Here is a 22,163-nt window from a genome sequence, read left to right as displayed (position 1 = left end):
AGCGAACGGACGCTGAATCGCTGCGCGCCCTACAGTCAATCACTGCCAGGGCTGCCCGATCACGGATCGGTAGCGGTGCTGCTTACCGGACGCCATCATGCAATCATTCTTCAAGCGCATCTCCATTTCCGTCTCCACCTCGGCCCTGATCACCCTGGCGGTCGGCCTGTGCCTGACGGCGCTGTGCTATGTCTCGGCGCGGCAGATCGAAGCGGAAAGCGCCAGGGCGCTGCTGCAATACCACACCAGCGGCCATGCGCTGAGTGCGGCCATGCTGCCCGCGCATGGGCTGACCCTGGATGCGAACCGCCGCGGCTCGCTGTACGTGTTGCTGGGTGGAATATTATCGAGCCTGCTGGCCACGGCCTATGTGTACCAGCTGGTGTCGCGCAATTCCGTGATTGCCCGCATCACGGGCGAACGCACGGCGGCGCTGCAGTTTGCCAATCTGCGCCTGTCCGAGGATATCGCCGCGCGCATGCACAATGAAAAGTCGTTGCGCTTGCGCGAACGCATCATCGAAGTGTCGGCCAATGCCATCATCCTGTGCAGCGCCGACGCGCCCGGCTACCTGATCGAATACGTCAATCCCGCCTTCGAGCGCATCACCGGCTATGCGGCCGGCGAAGTCATCGGCCAGCGCCTGGAAGACTTGCAGGGTCCCGAGCAGGGGCGGCAAGACATGCACCCCATTACGGCGGCCCTGCGCGAACAACGCGAAGGCAAGGCCATCGTGCGCAATTTCCGCAAGGATGGCAGCACTTACTGGAGCGAGCTGTTCGTCGCGCCCGTGCGCGACGATGGCGATGGCGCGCTCAGCCACTTTGTCGTGGCGCAATACGACATCAGCACCGTCATGCGTTTCGAACAGGAAATGGAATTCCAGGCCAGGCACGATATCCTGACGGGCCTGGCCAACCGGGCACTGCTGCGCGAACGGCTGGAGCAGGCGATGGCCGTGACGCGGCGCAGCGGCCTGCCCCTGTGGGTGGTTTTCATCGACCTCGACCGCTTTAAATTCGTCAACGATACCCTGGGCCATGATGCGGGCGACCTGGTGCTGAAAAGCGTGGCCGAGCGCCTGCGCGACGCCACGCGCGAAGTCGACACGGTGGCACGCCTGGGCGGCGACGAATTCGTGCTGCTGCTGCCCCAGCATGGCAATGGCGAACCGGGCGCGGCCATCCTGCAGCGCATCCAGGACGCCGTGGCGCAGCCGCTGCAACTGGGCGAATATGAATTCTTTCTCAGCTGTTGCATGGGCGTGGCCGTGTATCCCGACGATGGACAGAATGCCGACACCCTGATCAAGCACGCCGACATCGCCATGTACCGCGCCAAGGAACAGGGACGGGGCAACTGGCAATTCTATGCCTCGGGCATGAATGCGGGCACCCTGGAACGGCTGGGACTGGAGAGCGAGTTGCGCCATGCCCTGGAGCGGGGGCAATTCCACCTCGAATACCAGCCCCAGCTGGACCTGGCCAGCGGCGCGGTGGTGGGCATGGAAGCGCTGCTGCGCTGGACCCACCCGCAGCTGGGGCGGATTGCGCCGGCCAGCTTCATCGGCCTGGCCGAGGAAATGGGCTTGATCACGCCCATCGGCGACTGGGTGCTGCGCACGGCATGCGCCCAGGCGCGCGCCTGGCAGCTGGCCGGCCATGGCCTGCTGCGCCTGGCCGTCAACCTGTCGGCGAGGCAATTCAAACAAAAGAACCTGTTGCACGCGGTGGCGCAGACGCTGGCGGACACGGGACTCGATGCGGCCCATCTGGAACTGGAATTGACGGAAAGCATGGTCATGCATGACGTGGAACAAGCCACGGCCATCATGGCCAAGCTGAAGGGACTGGGCGTGCAACTGTCCATCGATGACTTCGGCACCGGCTACTCCAGCCTGGCCTACCTGCGCCACTTCCCCATTGACGTATTGAAAATCGACAAAACCTTCGTCAGCGACATCACGCACAGCGACGACGACGCGGCCATCGTGCGCGCCATTATTTCGCTGGCGCACAGCCTGCGCCTGAAAGTGATCGCCGAAGGCGTGGAAACGGCGCAGCAGCTGGACTTCCTGCGCCAGCACGGCTGCGACCAGATGCAAGGCTATTTGTTCAGCCGCCCCCTGGCCGCCGCCGCTTTCGAAACATTGCTGCTCGAAGGCAACATGCTGCCCGCTTAAAAAGAGTGGCGCAGGCCGATGTTGAAGGCGCGGTTGCCGCTGCCCACTTCCGTTGCATTGCCCACCATGTAGGCAGCGTCGTTGCGGTTGCGGATATGCGCGTAGGCAACATACACCTTGCTGCGCTTGGACAAGGCATACGTGGCGCCGATGGCCAGCTGCTGCGCATCGCGGTTGGCCGCATCGCGGTCATCCTTGCGCACATACGAGGCCAGCAGGGTCGTCGCGCCGAGCGGCACGGACACGCCGACAATGGCATCGCGGCTGTCGTTCGACGCGGTGGGCGCCTGCGCCGCGCCATATGGGTTTTCCGCGAAGAACATCGAGCTGCCCTCGCCCGTGTTGCGGCCATAGCCGGCAAACGCCGTGGCCACGCCGAAGTTGTAGTTACCCGCCAGAATGGTGTTGTTCGCGTCGGCCTTGCCCGGCTCGCCGGCACGGCTCTGGCGCGCCAGGCGCAGGGTCAAAGGACCGTTGACATAGCCCAGGGACAGGCCCAGCGAACGTTGATCTGCCGCAATCCCCGTATGCTCGCCGGCACCATACATGACGGTGCCCGTCACGCCGCGCCATTCCGGCGAGGTGTAGCGCACGGTATTGTCGATGCGCGTGGCCGAGTAGCCGGCCAGGTTGGTCGCCGCGCCGGCAAAGCCGCCCTCGAACGGGTCGGCCACGTCCGTCAGCGCCTGGCTTTGCAGGTTGTACTGGCGGCCCACGGTCAGCATGCCCAGCGGGCTATTGAGGCCGACAAAGGCCTGGCGGCCGAACAATTGGCCCGCCTGGTCCGAGCGGCCCGTGTCGCTCAGGACGCCCGCTTCCAGGGTGAACACGGCTTGCAAGCCATTGCCCAGCGCTTCCGTGCCGCGCAAGCCCAGGCGCGAACCGGCCGAGATGCCGCTGGTGAGCTTGCTGACGCCGCCTTCCTGCACCAGGCCCGCATCCATCAGGCCGTACACTTCAACAGACGACTGGGCGTGGGCGGCAGGCAAGGCGCCCAGGGTGGTGGCAAGGCCGGCAACGATGGCGATTTTTTTCATGATGATTTCCTTGTAAAAGCGACACCAGGAAAGCGGCGGCCACGGCAAGGCCACAGGCGGCAAGGCGCCATGCGGGGGATGCCGTATCAAAAGACGACGCGCCGGACAACAGATCCTGGCTAAGCTGTGGCGGCAGCGGCGTGCAATGACGAGCCGCTTTGATTCCGCCGTGAATGGTGCACCGCTGGCGGTGCGCGTGGCTCAGGCGCCCGGCCCGAAGGGGACGCGCTGAAGGTGGCTGGCATCGCGGATGCGCTGGCCTTGAGACGCGGACGAGTGTTGGATATGAAACGTTGATACAACCGCGTCTGCTGGCGCCGTCCGCAAGGATGAGGCAGGAGGCGCCGAGGCCGGCATTATAGCATCGGCAGCGCCTTGAGCCCCGTTCTGTTGCAGTAAAACGACTCGCCAGGCCGCCAAAACACAGCGCTGTCGCCGCGCAAGGTGGCGCATGCCGGCCAGGCTAACGCTATGGCAGCGGCAGGCTGGCGGCCGTGTCCTTGCCCTTGCGCAGCGGTGCGGCTGCCGGATGCTAGCGCGCCGCGGCAGCCGCCCGCAGCGCGGCCAGCACGGCTTTGTTTTCCGACGTCGGCGCCCGTTGCTGCGCCATCTTCAACACGGAAATTCCCCCGCCCTGCGGATCGGCGCCCAGGCCCAGCAGCAGCTTGACCATCGCCGCGTCGCCATTTTCGACGGCCGCCAGCAAGGGCGGAAGATAGCCGTCGCTGACGACGGGTGCGCCCATCGCGGCCAGGCGGGTGACCCAGTCTGGCCGCTGGCTGCGCACGGCATGCCACAGCAGCGTCTCCTTTTCCAGGCGCCGCGAATCGAGCGCCGCCTGCTGTCCCTGGTAAGACACTTCGGCGGCGGGGCCGACTTGCTGCCATGGCATGCCAGGCATCACGAGTTGGCGCAGCACGTCTTCGGACGCCGGTTGATGGTTGTACATGGCGCGCATCGCGGCGTCGAGCCAGCGGTCCTCGCCCTTCGCGCCATGCCGGGGCACGCGCTGCTTGAGCCAATCGAGCACGCCGGCGTTGCCCGCTTCGGCGGCATAGGCGTACAGCGACTTGTCCTGCTCATCAACATTCGGCGTGGTGCCGGTGGCCAGCATTTTGTCGAGCACTTCAGTGCCGCGCGTCAGGCGCAGCAAGCGCCCCCATATCAACGAATCGGCCAGCGGCCGTTCGGCTGGCTGCGCAGCTCCGCCTTTCTTGGCTTTTTTCTCTGCCAGATACTGATCTACCAGCAAATATGGCCGGCCCGCGCCTGCGTCGAGCAAGGCGATCATGCTGGCCGTCCGTTCATTCGCGTCGATCAATTCCGGCAAGATGCCCGCATCCTCTTGCTGCAAGGCGTATTCCAGCGGCGCCATCGTTTGGTTTTCGCCGCCGTATTGCCGCACATCGGCGCCATGGGCCAGCAACAGGCGCACCATCGCGGCATTGCCATACAGGGCAGCCAGATGCAGGGGCGCGGCGTGGTACAGCGTATCGCCTTCGCCGAGCGGCACGCCGCGTTGCAACAGCAGCGTCATCATGCGCAGCTTGGTGGGCAACAGCGCGGCGTGCTGCTCACGCAGCGCCTGGCGGCGGGCCGGCTGCGACGCCTGCGCCAGTCGCTCCTGATCGTCGTCCCGCCACGTTTGCGCCTTCAGCCATGCCGCTTCGGCTTTGAACATGCTGGATGGGGGCAAGATCAAATAGTTCAGCAAGGGAAGCCTGTCGAGCGCATAGTTGCCCGGCTCGGCAACGCCGGCAAGCAGCTTGCCGAAGGCCGCTTCATCGCCCTCTCTGGCAGCCTTGAACAGCGCCGTCACCTCTGGCGTCGGCGGCAGCTTGTTGCGTGCCTCGCGCACATAATTGATCAAGCGTTCCATGCCGTGCACGGAGACCTGCGGCAACGGCATGCCCAGCTTCCATGCCCGCGCCAGCTGATCCGCCTCGGCGTGTTGCGCCGCATTCAATTTCTTTGCCCAGCGGGCCACGGCGTCGCCGGCTTCCGCAACGCCGCCCGCCGCCGCCAACTGGCTCAGCATGGAAGCGAGCACATAGTCCTGCGGCACGCCCGCCTCCTCGCCATACAGCACGGCCAGCTGCAGCTGGGCCTTGGCACTGCCGCTTTCGGCGGCCTTGCGCAGCCAGCGGGCGGCCTGCTTTTCATCCAGGCCGCCCGTGCCTCTCCAGCACAGCAAGCCCAACTGGTAGGCGGCTTCCATATCGCCGGCCTCGGCGGCGCGGCGGTACCAGTCCTGCGGCGAACGCTGTCCCGTCAGCGACGTCGCCGGCAAGGGCGCGCCCCGCTTCCAGGCCGCAGCCAGGCGCACGGCTTCATCGACCTGGTCCGGCGACATCCTGCCACGCTGCGCCGGCAGGGACTTCTCCATCGCGGCCGCGCCGCTCCACTCCTTGTCTTGCTGCGCCAGCAGGTTGAGCGCGTACGACAGCACCCTGTCGGCCGGCCCGCCTTCGCCCCGCTCATGCATTTGCGCCAGTTCCTGCAGCGGCTTGCCTTCACCCTGCGCCGCCATGACGCCCAACCAGGGCCGCGCGCGCGATGGATTGCGCATGCGGCCCGGCGCGTATGCATACATGAAAACCAGCGCCTCCTGCGCGGCGCGATCGCCGCCCTTGGCCGCCAGCAGATACCAGCGCTCCGCTTCGGCCTCGCTGCGCGCCACGTCCCGGCATTCGCTCCGGTCCCCGTAGATATCGGCGAGGACTTTCTGCGCCTCCACATTGCCACCCTGCGCCGGTCCGCGCAATTGCGCCACGGCCTCGCTGCAGCGCCCGGCCTGGAAAGCCGCCATCCCTTCCGGAACGCCGGCGCATGCGCCGCCGGCAGCCAATCCGACGCCGAACACGGCCAATTGCCACAATTTCTTCATGATCTTCTGGACTTTCAAATAATGTTGCAAAGATGATAGCTTAGAAAAAATACAATGAAGCAATATTGCTCAATCGTGCGCGGCTTTTCGGCCCATCCAGGGCCGCTATTTGCTGCGCATGCTTTATGCACCCCTTATAATGGTTCCTTTTGCCAATCACACGCCAAATCATGGAATTAGCCAAGTCTTTCGAGCCCGCCGACATTGAACAATTCTGGCGCACCGAGTGGGAACAGCGCGGTTACTTCACCGCCACCCTCGATGCCGGAAAACCTTCCTTCAGCATCCAGTTGCCGCCGCCGAACGTCACCGGCACCCTGCACATGGGCCATGCGTTCAACCAGACCATCATGGATGGCCTGACCCGCTACCACCGCATGCTGGGCCACAACACGGCCTGGATACCGGGCACCGACCATGCGGGCATCGCCACGCAAATCGTCGTGCAACGCCAGCTGGACGCGCAAAAGATTTCGCGCCATGACCTGGGCCGCGAGAAATTCGTGGAAAAAGTGTGGGAATGGAAAGAAAAATCCGGTTCCATCATCACCGGGCAAATGCGCCGCCTGGGCGCCTCGGCCGACTGGCAGCGCGAATACTTCACGATGGACGAGCCGCGCTCGAAAGTCGTCACCGACGTCTTCGTGCGCCTGTTCGAGCAAGGCCTGATCTACCGCGGCAAGCGCCTGGTGAACTGGGACCCCGTGCTGGGCACGGCCGTGTCCGACCTGGAAGTGGTGTCCGAGGAAGAAGACGGTTCCATGTGGTACATCAAGTACCCGCTGGCCGACGGCAGCGGCTTCCTGACGGTGGCCACCACGCGTCCTGAAACCATGCTGGGCGACGTGGCTGTGGCCGTCGATCCGACGGACGAGCGCTACACGGCGCTGGTGGGCAAGATGCTCAAGCTCCCCCTGACCGACCGCGAAATCCCGATCATCGCCGACGAATACGTCGACAAGGAATTCGGCACGGGTTGCGTGAAGATTACCCCCGCGCACGACATGAACGATTACGCCGTCGGCCAGCGCCACAAACTGGCGCAGATCGTCATCCTGACCCTGGACGCGAAGATCACCGACGACGCACCCGAAGCGTATCGCGGCATGGACCGCTTCGCCGCGCGCAAGCAGATCGTCGCCGACCTGGACGCGCAAGGCTTGCTGGAGCAAGTCAAGCCACACAAACTGATGGTGCCGCGCGGCGACCGCACGGGCGTCGTCATCGAGCCGATGCTGACGGACCAGTGGTTTGTCGCCATGAGCAAGCCGGCCCCGGAAGGCACTTTCTTCCCAGGCAAGTCGATCGCGGAAACGGCGCTGGACAAGGTCGCCAATGGCGAAATCAAGTTCGTGCCGGAAAACTGGAGCACCACCTACAACCAGTGGCTCAACAACATCCAGGACTGGTGCATCTCGCGCCAACTGTGGTGGGGCCATCAAATCCCGGCGTGGTACGACGACGCCGGCAATATCTTTGTTGCGAAAACGCAAGCCGAAGCGGAAGCCAAGGCCCTGGCCGCCGGCAGCACGGGTCCCTTGAAGCGCGACGACGACGTGCTCGACACGTGGTTCTCGTCGGCGCTGGTACCGTTCTCGACCATGGGTTGGCCTGAAGAAACTCCGGACATGAAGGCCTTCCTGCCGTCGTCCGTGCTGGTGACGGGTTTCGACATCATCTTCTTCTGGGTCGCGCGCATGGTCATGATGACGACGCACTTCACGGGCAAGGTACCGTTTGAAACCGTCTACGTGCACGGCCTCGTGCGCGATTCGACAGGCCAAAAAATGTCCAAGTCGAAGGGCAATACCCTGGACCCGATCGACTTGATCGACGGCATCGACCTGGAAGGCTTGATCGTCAAGCGCACCACGGGCCTGATGAACCCGCGCGACGCGGAAAAGATCACCAAGGCGACGCGCAAGGAATTCCCGGAAGGCATTTCGGCCTACGGCACGGACGCCGTGCGCTTCACCATGGCCAGCTATGCGTCCTTGGGCCGCAACATCAATTTCGACCTGGGCCGCTGCGAAGGCTACCGCAACTTCTGCAACAAGATGTGGAACGCCACGCGTTTCGTCATGATGAACACGGAAGGCAAGGATTGCACGGCGAACGATGTTGATCTGTCGCAAGCGGACAAGTGGATTATTTCCCTGCTGCAAAAAGCGGAACTGGACGTGGCCAAGGGCTTTGAAGACTTCCGTTTCGACAATATCGCCGCATCGATCTACAAATTCGTGTGGGACGAGTATTGCGACTGGTACCTGGAAGTAGCCAAGGTGCAAGTACAGCAAGGTACGGAAGGCCAGCAGCGCGCCACCCGCCACACCCTGCTGCGCGTGCTGGAAGTGGTGCTGCGCCTGGCCCATCCGATCATCCCCTTCGTCACGGAAGCGCTGTGGCAAAGCGTTGCGCCGCTGGCCGGCAAGCTGCCGAAGGCCGACGGTGAGCCCAAGGGCGTGTCGATCATGATGCAGCCGTATCCGATCGCCAACACCGACAAGATCGACGAGTCGGCCGAAGCGTGGATGCAGCAGCTGAAAGCCTTGACGGATGCGACGCGCAACCTGCGCGGCGAAATGCAGATCTCGCCATCCGTGCGCGTGCCGCTGATCGTCGAAGCGGGCAATGCCAGCGAGAAAGAAGCGCTGGCGTCGTACGCACCGTACATCCAGTCGCTGGGCAAGCTGGCCGACGTGCAGATCGTCGATGCGTTGCCGGACTCGCCTGCGGCCGTCGCCATCGTCGGCACCACCAAGCTGATGCTGAAAGTGGAAATCGACGTGGCCGCCGAACGCGAGCGCCTGGGCAAGGAAATCGCCCGCATCGAAGCGGAAATTGCCAAGGTCAACAGCAAGTTGGGCAATGAAAGTTTCGTCGCGCGCGCCCCTGCCGCCATCGTTGCGCAAGAAAACGAGCGTTTGCTCAGTTTTTCGGCGACAATTGAAAAACTGCGCGAACAGTTTGCTAAACTAGCCAGCGCATAAGGCAAGTTTGGAAGGATTGCGCGGCGTCATCCGTGACGCCGCGCAGGATGGCTGGTCTTGCCTTGGTATATACACTGTTCGTGACCCGATCAAAAAAACCATTGGAGACTAGCAATGCATAAAAATTTCAAAGCAAGCGTCACAGCAAGCATCATGATGGCCGCCCTGGCCATCGCCGGCAGCGCCGCCGCGCGCGACGGCAACTACACCCCCGTCGGCACGTGGAAAACCATCGACGACGCCAGCGGCAAGCCGAAATCCCTCGTTGTCATCACGGAAAACAACGGCGTCTTGCAAGGCAAGATCGAAAAGCTGTTCCGTGGCCCGAATGAAGAGCAAAATCCCAAGTGCGACAAGTGCACGGGCGCCAACAAGGACCAGCCCATCATCGGCCTGGTGATCCTGTCCGGCCTGAAATATGACGGCAAGGAATGGACAGGCGGCGAAATCACGGACCCGGCCACCGGCAAGGTCTACAAGAGCAAGGCCGAACTGATTGAAGGCGGCACCAAGCTGCAAGTGCGCGGCTATGTCGGCGTGCCGATGTTTGGCCGCTCGCAGACGTGGGTGCGCGAAGAATAAACGGCGCACGCCCTGCCCTGATGAAGCCGGCCATGCGCCGGCTTTTTTGCGTCACGCGCCCGACAAACCTGTTGTTTTCCAGGCCGAATCATTCCCTTTTAAACATATCTGCAAGCGCCAGCAGCCTATGCGCGCCACCGAACATACTTGAAGTTTCCTAAATGAAATAGTGCATGCCTGTGACGCCATCGCCCGTAGCGAAAGGCGGCATGGCTCTGCCGGATGACCTCATCAGCGGATGCCCGGCAATGATTGCCATGCACAAAGGAACTATATGAATCTCTTCAAGCGATATCTGAACCCGCTGCTCGTCTCGGCAGGTTTATTGGCCATGACCGCCCTTGCCGGTTGCGGCGGTGGCGGCGACCAGGGACGCGATCCCATCCTCGGCTTGCCGGGCGCTACGCTGTCCAGCCTGGCCGTCACGCCCGCCACGGCCACGGTCGCCATCGGCGCCGGCCAGCAATTCACGGCGATCGCCACGTATAGCGATGGTTCCTCGCAAGACGTCAGCGCCAAGTCGGCCTGGACATCGGCCACGCCGGCCAATGCCACGGTCAATGCCAGCAGCGGCGTTGCCGCTGGCGTGGCTGCCGGCAGCAGCAGCATCAGCGCCGCGTTTGGCGGCAAGAGCGCGGCGGCCCAGTTGACCGTCTCGCCCGCCACCTTGACGGCGATCGCCATCACGCCGCTCGCGCCATCGATCGCCATCGCGGCAACGCAGCAATTTATGGTGACCGGCAGCTTCAGCGACGGCGCCACGCGCGACGTCACGGCCGTGTCGGCCTTTGCCTCGGCCAGTCCCGCCACCGCCAGCATCGCCACTGGCGGCCTGGCCCTGGGCAAAGTTGCCGGCACGACGCAGATCACGGCCACCACGGGCACGCTCACGGCCAGCACCGTGCTGACCGTCACGCCAGCGACCTTGCTGTCGATCGCCGTCACGCCGCAAAACCCGATCATCCCCGTCGCCGCAACGCGCCAGCTGGCAGTCATTGCCACCTACTCGGATAACAGCACCGCTGACGTCACGGCCGGCAGCAGCTTCGTTGCCGCCACGCCCGCTTTCGCCAGCGTCGCCAGCAATGGCCTCGTCACCGGCGTTGCCTTTGGTACCAGCGTCATGAATGCCAGCTTCAACGGCAAGACGGCCAGTACTACCGTCACTGTGCCTGCCAGCACCATCGTCAGCATCGCCGTCACGCCGGCCACCGCCAGCGTCGCGGTCGGCACCCAGCAACAATTCATTGCCACCGCAACGTATTCGGACAGCTCGAACGCCATCATCACCGGCAGCGCCGCCTGGACCTCAGGCACCGTCGCCAATGCCACGGTATTGAACACGGGCGTCGCCACCGGCATCGCCGTCGGCACCAGCAGCATCACGGCCACGGCCGGCGGCCAGTCGGGCAGCGCGCTGCTGACCGTCACGGCCGTCGCCATCCCGCCCGTCCTGAACCCGATCGTCCTGGGCCGCGCGGCACCATTCGGCGTACTGGCCGGCACCTCGATCACGAACAACTCGGGCGGCACCACCCTGATCACGGGCGACGTCGGCGCGCCTTCGCAAACGGTCGACCCGACCCAGGCGGCAGGTTTTACCAACTACAAGTCGGGCGCCATCCTGGCCGGCGCCATGACGGATTTGCAAGCGGCGATCACGGACGGCAATAGCCGGACTTGCGACGTCAGCTTTGCCGGCGGCATCGACCTGGGCGGCCAGACCTTCGGCCCCGGCGTGTATTGCTACGCGGGCGCCATCAGCATCACGGGCACCCTGACCTTGAACGGTCCCGGCGTGTATATCTTCCGCACGGCGCTGACCTTGAACTCGACCGTCAACTCGGTGGTCGCCCTGAACAACGGCGCCACGGCCGACAACGTCAGCTGGTTGCCCGTCGGCCCCACCACCCTGGCCGCGAACAGCGTCTTCAAGGGCAATATCCTGGGCCAGTCGGCCGCCATCACGGTGGGCGACAACACGACCCTGCTCAATGGCCGCGTGCTGACGGCTGCTGCCGTTACCCTGCGCAACAACCAGATCACCAAATAAACGGGACATGACCATGACTATCGCACACACACTGGGCGCGCTGAGCGTGATGGCCGGCGCCTTGCTGGCGGCACAATCGGCACAGGCCCAGGACAACACCTTCATCAACCCGGACTGGGCCAACAGCGCCTGGTACCTCGGCGCGGGCGTGGGCCAGTCGCGCGCCACCATCGACGAGCCGCGCCTGCGCGCCAGCCTGGCCGCCAACGGAGAGACGGTCACCGGTTTCACCAAGGACCAGCGCGATACCGGCTACAAATTGTTTGTCGGCCGGCAACTGAACCAGTATGTCGCCGTGGAAGCGGGCTACTTTGACCTGGGCAAGTTCGATTTCCAGTCGACCACCAGCGGCAATGGCGTGCTGAACGGGCAAGCGGGCTTTCGCGGCGTGAACCTGGACTTGCTGGGTCAGCTGCCGCTGTCGCAGCGCCTGTCCTTGCTGGGCCGGGTCGGCATGCACTACACCAAGACGAATACGGAGTTCAGCGGCAACCGTCTGCTGGGCTCGACCAATACGCATGCCAGCGAGCGCAAACTCAATGCCAAGCTGGGTCTGGGCCTCGAATACAAGTTCAGCGAAGCGCTGGCCTTGCGCGGCGAAGTCGAGCGTTATCGTCTGAACGACGCCGTCGGCAACCGCGGCGATGCGGACCTGTATTCCGTCAGCCTCGTGTATAAGCTGGGCCGCCCGGCCAGCGCCACGCCCGCCTACCAGCCGGCGCCCGAAGTCGCCCCCGTCGTCGCCATGCCGGCACCGGTGATCGAGGCCAAGCCGGCGCCAGCCCCCGTGTCGGAAAAAGTGTCATTTGCTTCCGAAGCGCTGTTTGATTTCGATCAATCGACGCTCAAGCCGCAAGGCAAGGCCGCGCTGGACCAGTTGCTCGGTCAATTGACGGGCATGGACCTGGAAGTGATCGTCACGGTCGGCCATACGGATGCCGTCGGCCCCGATGCCTACAACCAGAAACTGTCGCAACACCGCGCCGAAGCCGTCAAGGCTTACCTGGTAGCGCAAGGCGTGGAGACGAACCGCGTCTATACGGAAGGCAAGGGAGAAACGCAGCCCGTGGCCGACAACACGAGTGCCGCCGGGCGCGCCAAGAACCGCCGCGTGACGGTCGAAGTGGTGGGCACGAGAAAAGTCATGCGCTAGATCAAACTGCCATGTAAAAAACCGGCTTGCGCCGGTTTTTTTTACGTCTGCGGCGCTGCCGGCTTACGGTGGTGCTTGCTCAAATGCCGGTCCAGGCTGTTGGCAAACTGTTGCCGGTCGGACTGGCTGAAGGCGGCCGGGCCGCCCGTATCGACGCCGCCGCTGCGCAATTCTTCCATGAAGGCGCGCATCGTCAGTTGCTGGGCGATATTGTCTTTCGTATAAAATTCGCCACGCGGATTCAGCGCAAAACCGCCCTTGGTGAGCACGTCAGCGGCCAGCGGGATGTCGCCCGTGATGACGAGGTCGCCAGGATTCAACAGGCGCACGATTTCCTGGTCGGCCACGTCGGCGCCGGACGGTACTTGCACGGTGCGGATGAAACGCGACGGCGGCACGCGCAAGCCCTGGTTGGCTACCAGGGTGAGCGGCAATTCCAGCCGGTCGGCGACTCTGTACAAAATTTCCTTGATGACAACGGGACAGGCATCGGCATCAATCCATATCTGCATGCCCGGCGCGGTCGGTTGACTACCTTCCGCCATCACAGTTCCCACGCTTCGCCGCCAGGACCCATGCGCGGCGCGCTGACGCCGAAGTGCAGGTAGGCGGCCGGCGTGGCGACACGGCCACGCGGCGTGCGCTGCAAAAAGCCTTGCTGTATCAGGTAAGGTTCCAGCACGTCTTCGATGGTATCGGCCGCTTCGCCGATGGCGGCGGCCAGGTTGCCGATGCCGACGGGGCCGCCGCCGAACTTGAACAGCACGGCTTCGAGCAATTTACGGTCCATCACGTCGAAGCCGGCGGAATCGACGTCGAGCATGGCCAGCGCACGGTCGGCCACCACCTTGGTGATCTCGCCATTGCTTTTGACTTCCGCGAAATCGCGCACGCGGCGCAGCAGGCGGTTGGCGATGCGCGGCGTGCCGCGCGCGCGCTGGGCGATTTCATGCGCGCCTTCCGGGTCGATCGGCGCTTTCAGCAAGGCCGCGCTGCGCGTGACGATCTTCGTCAGCTCGCCCGTATTGTAGAACTCCAGCCGGGCGACGATGCCGAAGCGGTCGCGCAGCGGATTGGTCAGCATGCCGGCGCGCGTGGTGGCGCCCACTAATGTAAACGGCTGCAGATCGAGTTTCACGGAACGGGCGGCCGGGCCTTCGCCGATCATGATATCGATTTGATAATCCTCAAGCGCCGGATACAAAATCTCTTCCACGACAGGCGACAGCCGGTGGATTTCATCGATGAACAGGACGTCGTTCGCTTCCAGGTTCGTCAAAATCGCCGCCAGGTCGCCCGGACGTTCCAGCACGGGGCCGGACGTCTGGCGCAGATTGACGCCCATTTCGCGCGCGATGATGTGCGCCAGGGTCGTCTTGCCCAGGCCCGGCGGGCCGAACAATAAAGTGTGGTCGAGCGCTTCCTTGCGCTGGCGCGCGGCCGTAATAAAAATTTCCAGCTGGTCGCGGATCTTTTCCTGCCCCACGTACTCATCGAGTTGCTTCGGGCGCAAGGCCCGTTCGATGGCCTCTTCGTTGTGCGAAATGGGCGCCGCGTCGATGATGCGCTGTTCCGTGAAGCTGTCGGTCTGGATGCTCATGCCCTATCAGCCTTTCGACAGCGCTTTCAGCGCCAGTTTGATGCCGTCCGACACACCGCTGCCTGCCGGCACGTTTTTCACGGCCGCCAGCGCTTCCTTGTCCGAATAGCCGAGCGCGACCAGCGCATTGAGGATGTCCGATTGGGCGTCCGGCGCCGCATGCGCGCCGCCGGCGCCGATATCGGCTCCCAGTTTGCCCTTCAATTCCAGTAATAAACGTTCCGCCGTCTTCTTGCCGATGCCCGGCACTTTCACGAGGCGGCCGGAATCCTGCAGGGTGATCGCTTGCGCCAGGTCGGCAATCGTCATGCCGGAAAGAATCGACAAGGCCATGCGCGCGCCCACGCCCGTGATCTTGATCAACTGGCGGAACACGGCACGCTCGGCCGCATTGCCAAAGCCAAACAGCAGATGCGCATCTTCGCGGATGGCCTGGTGCGTGAACAGCACGACTTTTTCGCCCACGTGGGGCAGGTTGTAAAAGGTGCTCATCGGCACGTCGACTTCATAGCCGACGCCCTGGCAATCGACCAGCAATTGTGGCGGATTCTTTTCAAGCAAAATACCGGAGAGACGGCCTATCATCGCGTGTTCCTAATGTTGTGTATATATATGAGGGGCATATGGCGCGCCTAGCCTACCAGGCGGCCGCGCTTCATGCGCAAGCCCTGCAGCTGGGGCGCCAGCGCGCCGAGCATGGCCAGCGCATCAATGCTGTTGGCGTGGCAAATGGCCACGCCCAGGGCATCGGCCGCATCCGTGCCGGGCAAGCCGGGCAAGGACAGCAGGCGCGACACCATTTCCTGCACCTGCTCCTTGGCCGCCTTGCCGTGGCCCGTGACGGCCTGCTTCACTTGCAGGGCCGTGTATTCGGCCACCGACAGGTCGGCATGGACGAGCGCGCAAATGGCCGCGCCACGCGCCTGGCCCAGCAGCAAGGTCGATTGGGGATTGACGTTGACGAACACTTTTTCGATGGCCGCGCAATCGGGCTGGTAGGTGCCGACGATTTCGCCCACGCCCTGCAGGATGACCTTCAGGCGCGGCGGCAATTCCCCTTCGGAACCCGTCTTGACGGTACCCGACGCGATATAGCGCAGCTTGTTGCCGTGTTTTTCAATGACCCCAAAGCCGGTCGTGCGCAGGCCAGGATCGATGCCAAGAATAATCATCGCCAGATTCTATAATGAATACGGCAGGCACCGGTGAATAACCGGTGCCTGCCGTATTGTGTCGCAGCAACCCAAAACAACATCTGGGGTCGGACCCTCAGGATCCGACCCCGGTCATTGCCGTTGGGTTCAATTATCAATGACGGAAGTGACGCGTGCCCGTGTACAGCATCACGACGCCGCGCTCGTCCGCCGCATCGATCACTTCCTGGTCGCGCATGGAGCCGCCCGGGTGGATGACGCAGGTCGCGCCCGCGTCGACGACGACGTCGAGGCCGTCGCGGAACGGGAAGAAGGCGTCCGACGCCACCACGGAGCCCGTCAGTGACAGGCCGGCGTTTTGCGCCTTGATGGACGCGATGCGGGCCGAGTCGATACGGCTCATCTGGCCTGCGCCCACGCCCAGGGTCATGTTATTGCCGCAGAAGACGATGGCGTTCGACTTGACGAATTTTGCCACTTTCCAGGCGAACATCAGGTCGGCCAGTTGCTGCGGCGTTGGCTGCAGCTTGCTGACCACGCGCAAGTCGCCGATACCGACGTTTTTCGCGTCCGGCGATTGCACCAGCAAGCCGCCACCGACGCGCTTGAAGTCCATGGCGTGCACGCCGCCGCCCAGCGGGATTTCCAGCATGCGCACGTTTTGCTTGCTCGACAGAATCTGTTTCGCTTCGGCGGAGAACGATGGGGCGATCAGCACTTCGACGAACAGCTTGGCGATTTCGCCGGCAGTGGCGCCGTCCAGTTCGGTATTAAACGCGATGATGCCGCCGAATGCCGAGGTCGGGTCCGTCTGCAGGGCGCGCGCATACGCTTCCGCTGCATTCTTGCCCAGCGCTACGCCGCATGGGTTCGCGTGCTTGACGATCACGCAAGCGGCGCTTTGCTCGAAGCCGCCCATGCTCTTCACGCATTCCCAGGCCGCGTCGGCATCGGCGATGTTGTTGTACGACAATTCCTTGCCTTGCAGCTGGCGGTAGTTGGCCAACGCGCCATCGGTGGTGACCAGGTCGCGGTAGAAGGCGGCGCTCTGGTGCGGGTTTTCACCGTAGCGCATGTCTTGCACTTTCTCAAATGCAACATTGAGGATTTGCGGATAGGCGCCGCGCTCGGCGTGCACCTTCGTCGGGCCCAGGCTGGTCAGGTAATTGGTGATGGCGCCATCGTATTGCGCCGTGTGCGCAAAGACTTTTTTTGCCAGCATGAATTTGGTGTCGTAGCTGACGTCGCCGGCCTTGCCGTCGGCCGAGCGCATTTCCGCCAGCACGGCGTCGTAGTCGCTCGGGTCGCAGATGACGACCACGTCCTTGTGGTTCTTGGCCGCCGAACGCAGCATGGTCGGGCCGCCGATATCGATGTTCTCGATCGCGTCTTCCAGCGTGCAATCGGCCTTGGCGACCGTGCCCTGGAACGGGTACAGGTTGACCACCACCATGTCGATGGTCGGCATGTCGTGCTCGACCAGTTTCGACATGTGCTCAGGGAAATCGCGGCGCGCCAGGATACCGCCGTGCACTTTCGGGTGCAGCGTCTTCACACGGCCATCGAGCATCTCCGGGAAACCCGTGTAATCGGCAACTTCCGTGACGGGAACACCGTTGTCTGCCAGCAATTTTGCGGTGCCGCCCGTGGACAGGAGGTTGACGCCGAGGGCGGACAGGGCGCGGGCGAATTCGAGAACGCCGGTCTTGTCGGAAACGGAGAGGAGAGCTTGTTTGATCATGGCTGTGGCTAGGTGGTTAAGTGTTCTTGGCGAATGGCGCCGCTCAGTCGTCTGGCTGAGGCGGCGGCGGATTCAAATCTTGGCGTCACTTGCATGCCGGCATTACAGCAAACCGTGCTCCTGCAATTTCTTGCGCAGGGTATTGCGGTTGATGCCCAGCATCTGCGCGGCGTGCGACTGGTTGCCATCGGCGCGTGTCATCACGACTTCCAGGATGGGCTTTTCCACGGTCAGCACGACCATGTCGTAGATATTCGATGCTTGCTGTTCGCCCAGGTCATTGAAGTAATCTTCTAGACTTTTCTGTACGACTTCCTGAATGCTTTCTTTGCTCATTTTTATGCTTCAACCGGCTGAACACCTGGCCATCCGGCGCCGCGTCGCTCATGCGGTCCGCGTGCTGCCCTCTTGCCTCGGTGTTGTAATTAATATTGCATGACGCTCTGTATATAGGCGCTCGCCCTTGTACTGCTGGTAACTGATTTACCCTGCTTGCTGCTATCTGCTCATGCTGCCGTGGCCATAGGTTTGATCACATCGATCAGGCCACTTTCACTCGATTCGGAGAGGCGGTATTGTAACCGTTCGCCAAATTTCCATTGCGACTCAAAAAATTGATCGACGGCCAGCAACTGCGCTTCCGTCGACTCCAGCAAGTTCATTTGCTGTCGGAACGCTTCGCCGCCTTCCAGATCCTTGACATACCAGCCGATGTGCTTGCGCGCCGTGCGCACGCCGAGGAATTCTCCGTAAAACGCGTAATGGGCGCGCAAATGCTCATCCATCAGGGTGCGCACTTCATCCACGTAGGGCGCCGGCAACAAGGTGCCGGTGCGCAAGAAATGATCAATTTCACGGCAAATCCACGGCCGGCCCTGCGCCGCGCGGCCGATCATGACGGCATCGGCGCCCGTTTGATCCAGCACAAAGCGGGCCTTCTCAGGACTGGTAATGTCGCCGTTGGCCACCACGGGAATGCCCACCGATGCTTTCACTGCGGCAATGGTTTCATATTCGGCATCGCCCTTGTAGCCATCGGCGCGCGTGCGGCCGTGCAGGGTCAGCATCTGGATGCCGGCTTGCTCGGCGATGCGGGCGATTTTCAGGGCATTCTTGTTTTCGCGGTTCCAGCCCGTGCGAAATTTCAGGGTGACGGGCACGTCGACGGCGTTGACGACGGCGTGCAAGATTCTTTCGACCAGGCTTTCGTTTTGCAGCAAGGCCGAACCGCACCAGCTGTTGCACACCTTTTTGACGGGGCAACCCATGTTGATGTCGATGATCTGCGCGCCCCGGTCCACGTTGAACTTGGCGCAGTCGGCCAGGTCTTGCGGATCGGCGCCGGCGATCTGCACGGCCTTTGGCTCCATTTCGCCCGCATGGTCCGTGCGGCGCGAGCTTTTTTCCGTCGCCCACAGGCGCGGATTCGACGCCGCCATCTCCGACACGGCGTAACCGGCGCCCAACTGCTTGCACAACTGGCGGAAAGGCCGATCCGTCACGCCCGCCATGGGAGCGACAAAAACGTTGTTGCGCAGAATGTGAGGGCCGATTTGCACTGAAGAACCTGGAATGGACGGAGGAACCTGCTATTTTAACCGATTCCCTGCCTAATTAATAAGCACTATTTTTTTGCTCAGTGCGTCAGAGTGAGGAGGCGCCGCTTAGCCCAGCTCGTCCATCGCGGGCGCGCTCAAGTGTTCGATATTTCCCCAGTGCACCAAATGCAGCTTGCCGTCGGCGTAAGAAAAACGGTTGACGCTGGCATTTTTGACCTGGAAGTCGCGCGGACTGTCGAGCGTCATGCCGACCGCCTCGCGGTAAGCGCACTCGAGCACGCCGCCGTGGGCCACGATGGCGATCGTCTGGCCGTCATAGCGTTCGGCCCAGCGGGCGATGGCGCCATTCGCGCGCGCATAGAACTGGCGGAAACTTTCGGCCTGGCGCTCGCCCGACGGCATCACGGCGTCGATCTGGCGCGATTGCCACTGCGCATATTCATGCGGATAGCGCGCGGCGATGTCGGCATACAGCAAGCCTTCGAAAGCGCCGTAGCAGCGCTCGCGCAGCAAGGGGTCCGTTTGCACGGGTAAATCTTTCACGTCGGCCACGGCTAGCGCCGTCTGCTGCGCGCGTTGCAGATCGCTGGCGATGATGGCGGCCAGCGGTTCGTCCGCCAGCGCCTGTCCCAACGCCCCCGCTTGCGCCAGGCCCGCCTCGTTCAGGGCGATGTCGATATGGCCCTGCAGGCGGCGGCCCGCATTCCAGGCCGTTTCGCCATGGCGTATCAGTAAAATCGTGGTGCTCATGCGTTATTTCTTCAGGGTAAGTGCCAACTCGGGGTTAAGCGAATAGGCGACGACGAGCTGGGCTTCGTCAAGGATGTGGCCATAGATGGCGGCGTAGGCTTGCTGCCCCGTAAACCGTTCGGGCACGGCCAGCTGCGGCACGTCTAGCGCATACAGGCGGAAAATGTAGTGGTGGATGCGCTCGTCGTTCCACGGCGGGCATGGGCCATCGTAGCCGTAATAGTCGCCGGCCATGTCCGGGTCGGCGGCAAACCAGCCCGTGTAGTCGTTGAGACCCTGGCGCAGCCCATTGCCAGTAGCGGCAGCCTTGCCGCGCGGCGTAATGCCGCTGGAAAATTCTCCGGCGGCAATCACCCGCATGGCAGGCGGCAAGTCGAGCAAGCTCCAGTGATAAAAGTCGCCGCGCAACGCCGTCAGCGGCAGGGCCTGGCCTTCAACATTGACCAGGCTGGCGTCTTGCGGCGCATCGGGGTCGATGCAGAACAGGGCCAGCGACTCGGTGCCGTTCGGCACCTCGTCCCAGGCCAGATGGGGATTGCGGTTGCCAGCGAGGCGCACGCGGCTGGCCGGATCGATCTCGGCAAAGGCATAATCGGCCGGCATCAGGCCGCCATCACGAAACGTCTCGCTCCACAATTTCATCGCTTGCTCCTGTTTTAGTTATTGTTTTGCGTTCACTTGCAGCCAGAAGGTCACCGGGCCGTCATTGGTGAGCGACACCTGCATGTCGGCACCAAACTGCCCCGTTTGCACGGTCGCATGGCGGCTGCGCGCCTGGTCCACGAAATGCGTGAACAGGCGCAAGCCGTCCTGTGGCGCGGCGGCCGGCGTAAACGACGGGCGCGTGCCGGACTTGGTGTCGGCCGCCAGGGTGAACTGCGGCACCAGCAGCAAGCCGCCGGCCACGTCCGTCACGCTGCGGTTCATCTTGCCCGCGTCGTCGGCAAACACGCGGTAGCCGAGCAGCTTGGTCAGCAGGGCGTCCGCTTCCTTCTCCGTATCGCCCCGCTCCGCGCACACGAGCACCATCAGGCCGGCATCGATGGCGCCGATGGTGGCGCCGGCAACGTCGACCTTTGCCTGCGTAACGCGCTGCAGCAGCGCGATCATGCCGTCAAGGTGACGCGCGCAAAGCTGCGCTTGCCAACTTGCAACACGAACTGACCGGCTTCCACTTGCAAGCCCTTGTCGCTGATGACGGTGCCGTCGATGCGCACGCCGCCCTGGTCGATCTTGCGCATGGCTTCCGACGTCGACGGGCACAGGCCCGCCTGTTTCAGCAGTTGCGGAATGCCCAGCGGTGCGCCGGCCAAGGTCACTTCCGGGATATCGTCGGGGATGCCGCCCTTCGAGCGGTTGACGAAATCGGCCAGCGCATCTTCCGCCGCCTGCTGCGAGTGGAAGCGCGCGACGATCTCTTGCGCCAGCGCAACCTTGGCATCGCGCGGATTGCGGCCTTCCTCGACTTCGCGCTTCAGCTGCGCCAGTTCGGCGATCGAGCGCCACGACAGCAGCTCGTAGTAGCGCCACATCATGACGTCGGAAATGCTCATCAGCTTGGCGAACATGGTGTTGCCCGGTTCCGTGATGCCGATGTAGTTATTCTTCGACTTGGACATTTTTTCCACGCCGTCCAAACCTTCCAGCAGAGGCATGGTCAAAATACACTGCTGCTCCTGTCCGTACTGCTTTTGCAGTTCGCGGCCCACCAGCAGGTTGAATTTCTGGTCCGTGCCGCCCAGTTCCAGGTCCGATTTCAGGGCCACCGAGTCGTAGCCTTGCATCAGCGGGTACAGGAATTCGTGTACGGAAATAGGAATGCCGCCCTGGAAGCGCTTGGTGAAGTCGTCGCGCTCGATCATGCGCGCCACCGTGTAGTGGGAAGCGAGCTGGATGATGCCGCGCGCGCCCAGCGGATCGCACCACTCGGAGTTATAGCGGATTTCGGTCTTGCTGGCGTCCAACACTAAAGATGCTTGCGCGAAATACGTCATCGCGTTAATCTCGATCTGTTCCTTGGTCAGCGGCGGGCGCGTGACGTTGCGGCCCGAAGGGTCGCCGATCATGGAAGTAAAATCGCCGATGAGGAAAATGACTTGATGGCCGAGGTTTTGCAGCTGGCGCATCTTGTTCAGCACAACAGTGTGGCCCAGATGCAAGTCGGGTGCAGTCGGGTCCAGGCCCAGTTTGATGCGCAGCGGAACACCGGTTTTCTCGGAACGCGCTAATTTTTGCGCAAATTCGCTTTCGATCAAGAGTTCGTCGACGCCACGCTTGGTAATCGCGAGGGCTTCTTGTACTCTGTCCGACAGCACAAGCGCGGTCTGAGCGGCGTTAGCCTTTGTAGGCGATGCGGTGGTGTTGATTTCCATAAAATTTGACTGTAGATCTCAAAATGGTAGTAGGTTTGCGGAGTTTGCTATAATGCTCGATCCCATCAATCTTGCCGTATGAAAACGAACCAAAATAACAATA

General features: G+C 62.8%; 18 protein-coding genes. 5 read left to right on the top strand and 13 right to left on the bottom strand.

Features of this window, described 5'->3' with window-relative positions:
* The first annotated feature begins 97 nt into the window (after positions 1-97).
* Positions 98-2,182, top strand: a complete 2,085-nt coding sequence (locus BZG29_RS05035) for an EAL domain-containing protein (protein ID WP_077399579.1) — start codon at positions 98-100, stop codon at positions 2,180-2,182.
* On the opposite strand, the gene BZG29_RS05030 is transcribed toward BZG29_RS05035, so the two are convergent.
* Together BZG29_RS05030 and BZG29_RS05025 are read right to left on the bottom strand one after the other, a co-directional pair.
* The gene (locus BZG29_RS05030) at positions 2,179-3,219 is read right to left on the bottom strand and encodes a porin (RefSeq protein ID WP_077399576.1); all 1,041 of its coding nucleotides are present in this window, start codon (positions 3,217-3,219) and stop codon (positions 2,179-2,181) included. The genes BZG29_RS05035 and BZG29_RS05030 overlap by 4 nt on opposite strands.
* Before the next feature lie 532 nt (positions 3,220-3,751).
* Positions 3,752-6,106, bottom strand: coding sequence for an ankyrin repeat domain-containing protein (locus BZG29_RS05025; RefSeq protein ID WP_150130805.1), 2,355 nt, complete (start codon positions 6,104-6,106; stop codon positions 3,752-3,754).
* A gap of 170 nt (positions 6,107-6,276) precedes the next feature.
* On the opposite strand from BZG29_RS05025, the gene BZG29_RS05020 reads away from it, so the two are divergent.
* From BZG29_RS05020 to BZG29_RS05005, 4 genes are all read left to right on the top strand, one after another.
* Complete coding sequence (locus BZG29_RS05020) at positions 6,277-9,096, top strand: valine--tRNA ligase (RefSeq protein ID WP_077399570.1); 2,820 nt, start codon at positions 6,277-6,279, stop codon at positions 9,094-9,096.
* A 114-nt stretch (positions 9,097-9,210) separates the two neighbouring features.
* Positions 9,211-9,678, top strand: coding sequence for a DUF2147 domain-containing protein (locus BZG29_RS05015; RefSeq protein WP_077399566.1), 468 nt, complete (start codon positions 9,211-9,213; stop codon positions 9,676-9,678).
* A 274-nt stretch (positions 9,679-9,952) separates the two neighbouring features.
* A complete protein-coding gene (locus BZG29_RS05010) occupies positions 9,953-11,731 on the top strand; it encodes an ice-binding family protein (protein WP_077399563.1) in 1,779 nt (592 codons plus the stop codon).
* 13 nt (positions 11,732-11,744) lie between these two features.
* Positions 11,745-12,884, top strand: a complete 1,140-nt coding sequence (locus tag BZG29_RS05005) for an OmpA family protein (RefSeq protein ID WP_077408961.1) — start codon at positions 11,745-11,747, stop codon at positions 12,882-12,884.
* A gap of 41 nt (positions 12,885-12,925) precedes the next feature.
* Here BZG29_RS05005 and BZG29_RS05000 read toward each other — a convergent pair whose 3' ends face one another.
* The 11 genes from BZG29_RS05000 to tyrS form a co-directional block, all read right to left on the bottom strand.
* Positions 12,926-13,396, bottom strand: a complete 471-nt coding sequence (locus BZG29_RS05000; protein ID WP_077399560.1) for a YaiI/YqxD family protein — start codon at positions 13,394-13,396, stop codon at positions 12,926-12,928.
* A gap of 32 nt (positions 13,397-13,428) precedes the next feature.
* Entirely contained in the window at positions 13,429-14,484 is a 1,056-nt protein-coding gene (ruvB, locus tag BZG29_RS04995; protein WP_034749202.1) for a Holliday junction branch migration DNA helicase RuvB, read from the bottom strand.
* 6 nt (positions 14,485-14,490) lie between these two features.
* Positions 14,491-15,069, bottom strand: a complete 579-nt coding sequence (ruvA, locus tag BZG29_RS04990) for a Holliday junction branch migration protein RuvA (protein WP_070222695.1) — start codon at positions 15,067-15,069, stop codon at positions 14,491-14,493.
* A 47-nt stretch (positions 15,070-15,116) separates the two neighbouring features.
* Positions 15,117-15,656: a crossover junction endodeoxyribonuclease RuvC gene (gene ruvC / locus BZG29_RS04985; RefSeq protein WP_077399557.1), complete on the bottom strand. Its 540-nt coding sequence runs from the start codon at positions 15,654-15,656 to the stop codon at positions 15,117-15,119.
* 136 nt (positions 15,657-15,792) lie between these two features.
* Positions 15,793-17,379: a bifunctional phosphoribosylaminoimidazolecarboxamide formyltransferase/IMP cyclohydrolase gene (gene purH / locus BZG29_RS04980; RefSeq protein ID WP_077399554.1), complete on the bottom strand. Its 1,587-nt coding sequence runs from the start codon at positions 17,377-17,379 to the stop codon at positions 15,793-15,795.
* Between the two features lie 102 nt (positions 17,380-17,481).
* A complete protein-coding gene (locus BZG29_RS04975; RefSeq protein ID WP_008445162.1) occupies positions 17,482-17,715 on the bottom strand; it encodes a helix-turn-helix domain-containing protein in 234 nt (77 codons plus the stop codon).
* A gap of 170 nt (positions 17,716-17,885) precedes the next feature.
* On the bottom strand, positions 17,886-18,938 hold the full coding sequence (dusB, locus tag BZG29_RS04970; protein WP_077399550.1) for a tRNA dihydrouridine synthase DusB: 1,053 nt from the start codon (positions 18,936-18,938) through the stop codon (positions 17,886-17,888).
* A gap of 105 nt (positions 18,939-19,043) precedes the next feature.
* Entirely contained in the window at positions 19,044-19,688 is a 645-nt protein-coding gene (locus BZG29_RS04965; RefSeq protein WP_077399547.1) for a histidine phosphatase family protein, read from the bottom strand.
* A 3-nt stretch (positions 19,689-19,691) separates the two neighbouring features.
* On the bottom strand, positions 19,692-20,330 hold the full coding sequence (locus tag BZG29_RS04960) for a YbhB/YbcL family Raf kinase inhibitor-like protein (protein WP_077399544.1): 639 nt from the start codon (positions 20,328-20,330) through the stop codon (positions 19,692-19,694).
* Between the two features lie 18 nt (positions 20,331-20,348).
* Positions 20,349-20,798, bottom strand: a complete 450-nt coding sequence (dtd, locus tag BZG29_RS04955; RefSeq protein WP_077399541.1) for a D-aminoacyl-tRNA deacylase — start codon at positions 20,796-20,798, stop codon at positions 20,349-20,351.
* Positions 20,795-22,060, bottom strand: coding sequence for a tyrosine--tRNA ligase (gene tyrS / locus BZG29_RS04950; protein ID WP_077399538.1), 1,266 nt, complete (start codon positions 22,058-22,060; stop codon positions 20,795-20,797). The genes dtd and tyrS overlap by 4 nt, the downstream gene beginning before the upstream one ends.
* Between the last annotated feature and the right edge of the window lie 103 nt (positions 22,061-22,163).

This window comes from Janthinobacterium sp. LM6 (assembly GCF_002002885.1).
GTDB lineage: Bacteria > Pseudomonadota > Gammaproteobacteria > Burkholderiales > Burkholderiaceae_D > Janthinobacterium > Janthinobacterium kumbetense.
The sequence above is the reverse complement of the archived record's forward strand: the minus strand, read 5'-3'. Positions and strand labels throughout refer to the sequence as shown.

Bases quoted from the DNA above. Each gene is read 5' to 3' on its own strand.
- BZG29_RS05035 (WP_077399579.1), top strand. From the start codon at position 98: ATGCAATCATTCTTCAAGCGCATCTCCATTTCCGTCTCCACCTCGGCC.
- BZG29_RS05030 (WP_077399576.1), bottom strand. From the start codon at position 3,219: ATGAAAAAAATCGCCATCGTTGCCGGCCTTGCCACCACCCTGGGCGCC.
- BZG29_RS05025 (WP_150130805.1), bottom strand. From the start codon at position 6,106: ATGAAGAAATTGTGGCAATTGGCCGTGTTCGGCGTCGGATTGGCTGCC.
- BZG29_RS05020 (WP_077399570.1), top strand. From the start codon at position 6,277: ATGGAATTAGCCAAGTCTTTCGAGCCCGCCGACATTGAACAATTCTGG.
- BZG29_RS05015 (WP_077399566.1), top strand. From the start codon at position 9,211: ATGCATAAAAATTTCAAAGCAAGCGTCACAGCAAGCATCATGATGGCC.
- BZG29_RS05010 (WP_077399563.1), top strand. From the start codon at position 9,953: ATGAATCTCTTCAAGCGATATCTGAACCCGCTGCTCGTCTCGGCAGGT.
- BZG29_RS05005 (WP_077408961.1), top strand. From the start codon at position 11,745: ATGACTATCGCACACACACTGGGCGCGCTGAGCGTGATGGCCGGCGCC.
- BZG29_RS05000 (WP_077399560.1), bottom strand. From the start codon at position 13,396: ATGCAGATATGGATTGATGCCGATGCCTGTCCCGTTGTCATCAAGGAA.
- ruvB (WP_034749202.1), bottom strand. From the start codon at position 14,484: ATGAGCATCCAGACCGACAGCTTCACGGAACAGCGCATCATCGACGCG.
- ruvA (WP_070222695.1), bottom strand. From the start codon at position 15,069: ATGATAGGCCGTCTCTCCGGTATTTTGCTTGAAAAGAATCCGCCACAA.
- ruvC (WP_077399557.1), bottom strand. From the start codon at position 15,656: ATGATTATTCTTGGCATCGATCCTGGCCTGCGCACGACCGGCTTTGGG.
- purH (WP_077399554.1), bottom strand. From the start codon at position 17,379: ATGATCAAACAAGCTCTCCTCTCCGTTTCCGACAAGACCGGCGTTCTC.
- BZG29_RS04975 (WP_008445162.1), bottom strand. From the start codon at position 17,715: ATGAGCAAAGAAAGCATTCAGGAAGTCGTACAGAAAAGTCTAGAAGAT.
- BZG29_RS04965 (WP_077399547.1), bottom strand. From the start codon at position 19,688: ATGAGCACCACGATTTTACTGATACGCCATGGCGAAACGGCCTGGAAT.
- BZG29_RS04960 (WP_077399544.1), bottom strand. From the start codon at position 20,330: ATGAAATTGTGGAGCGAGACGTTTCGTGATGGCGGCCTGATGCCGGCC.
- dtd (WP_077399541.1), bottom strand. From the start codon at position 20,798: ATGATCGCGCTGCTGCAGCGCGTTACGCAGGCAAAGGTCGACGTTGCC.
- tyrS (WP_077399538.1), bottom strand. From the start codon at position 22,060: ATGGAAATCAACACCACCGCATCGCCTACAAAGGCTAACGCCGCTCAG.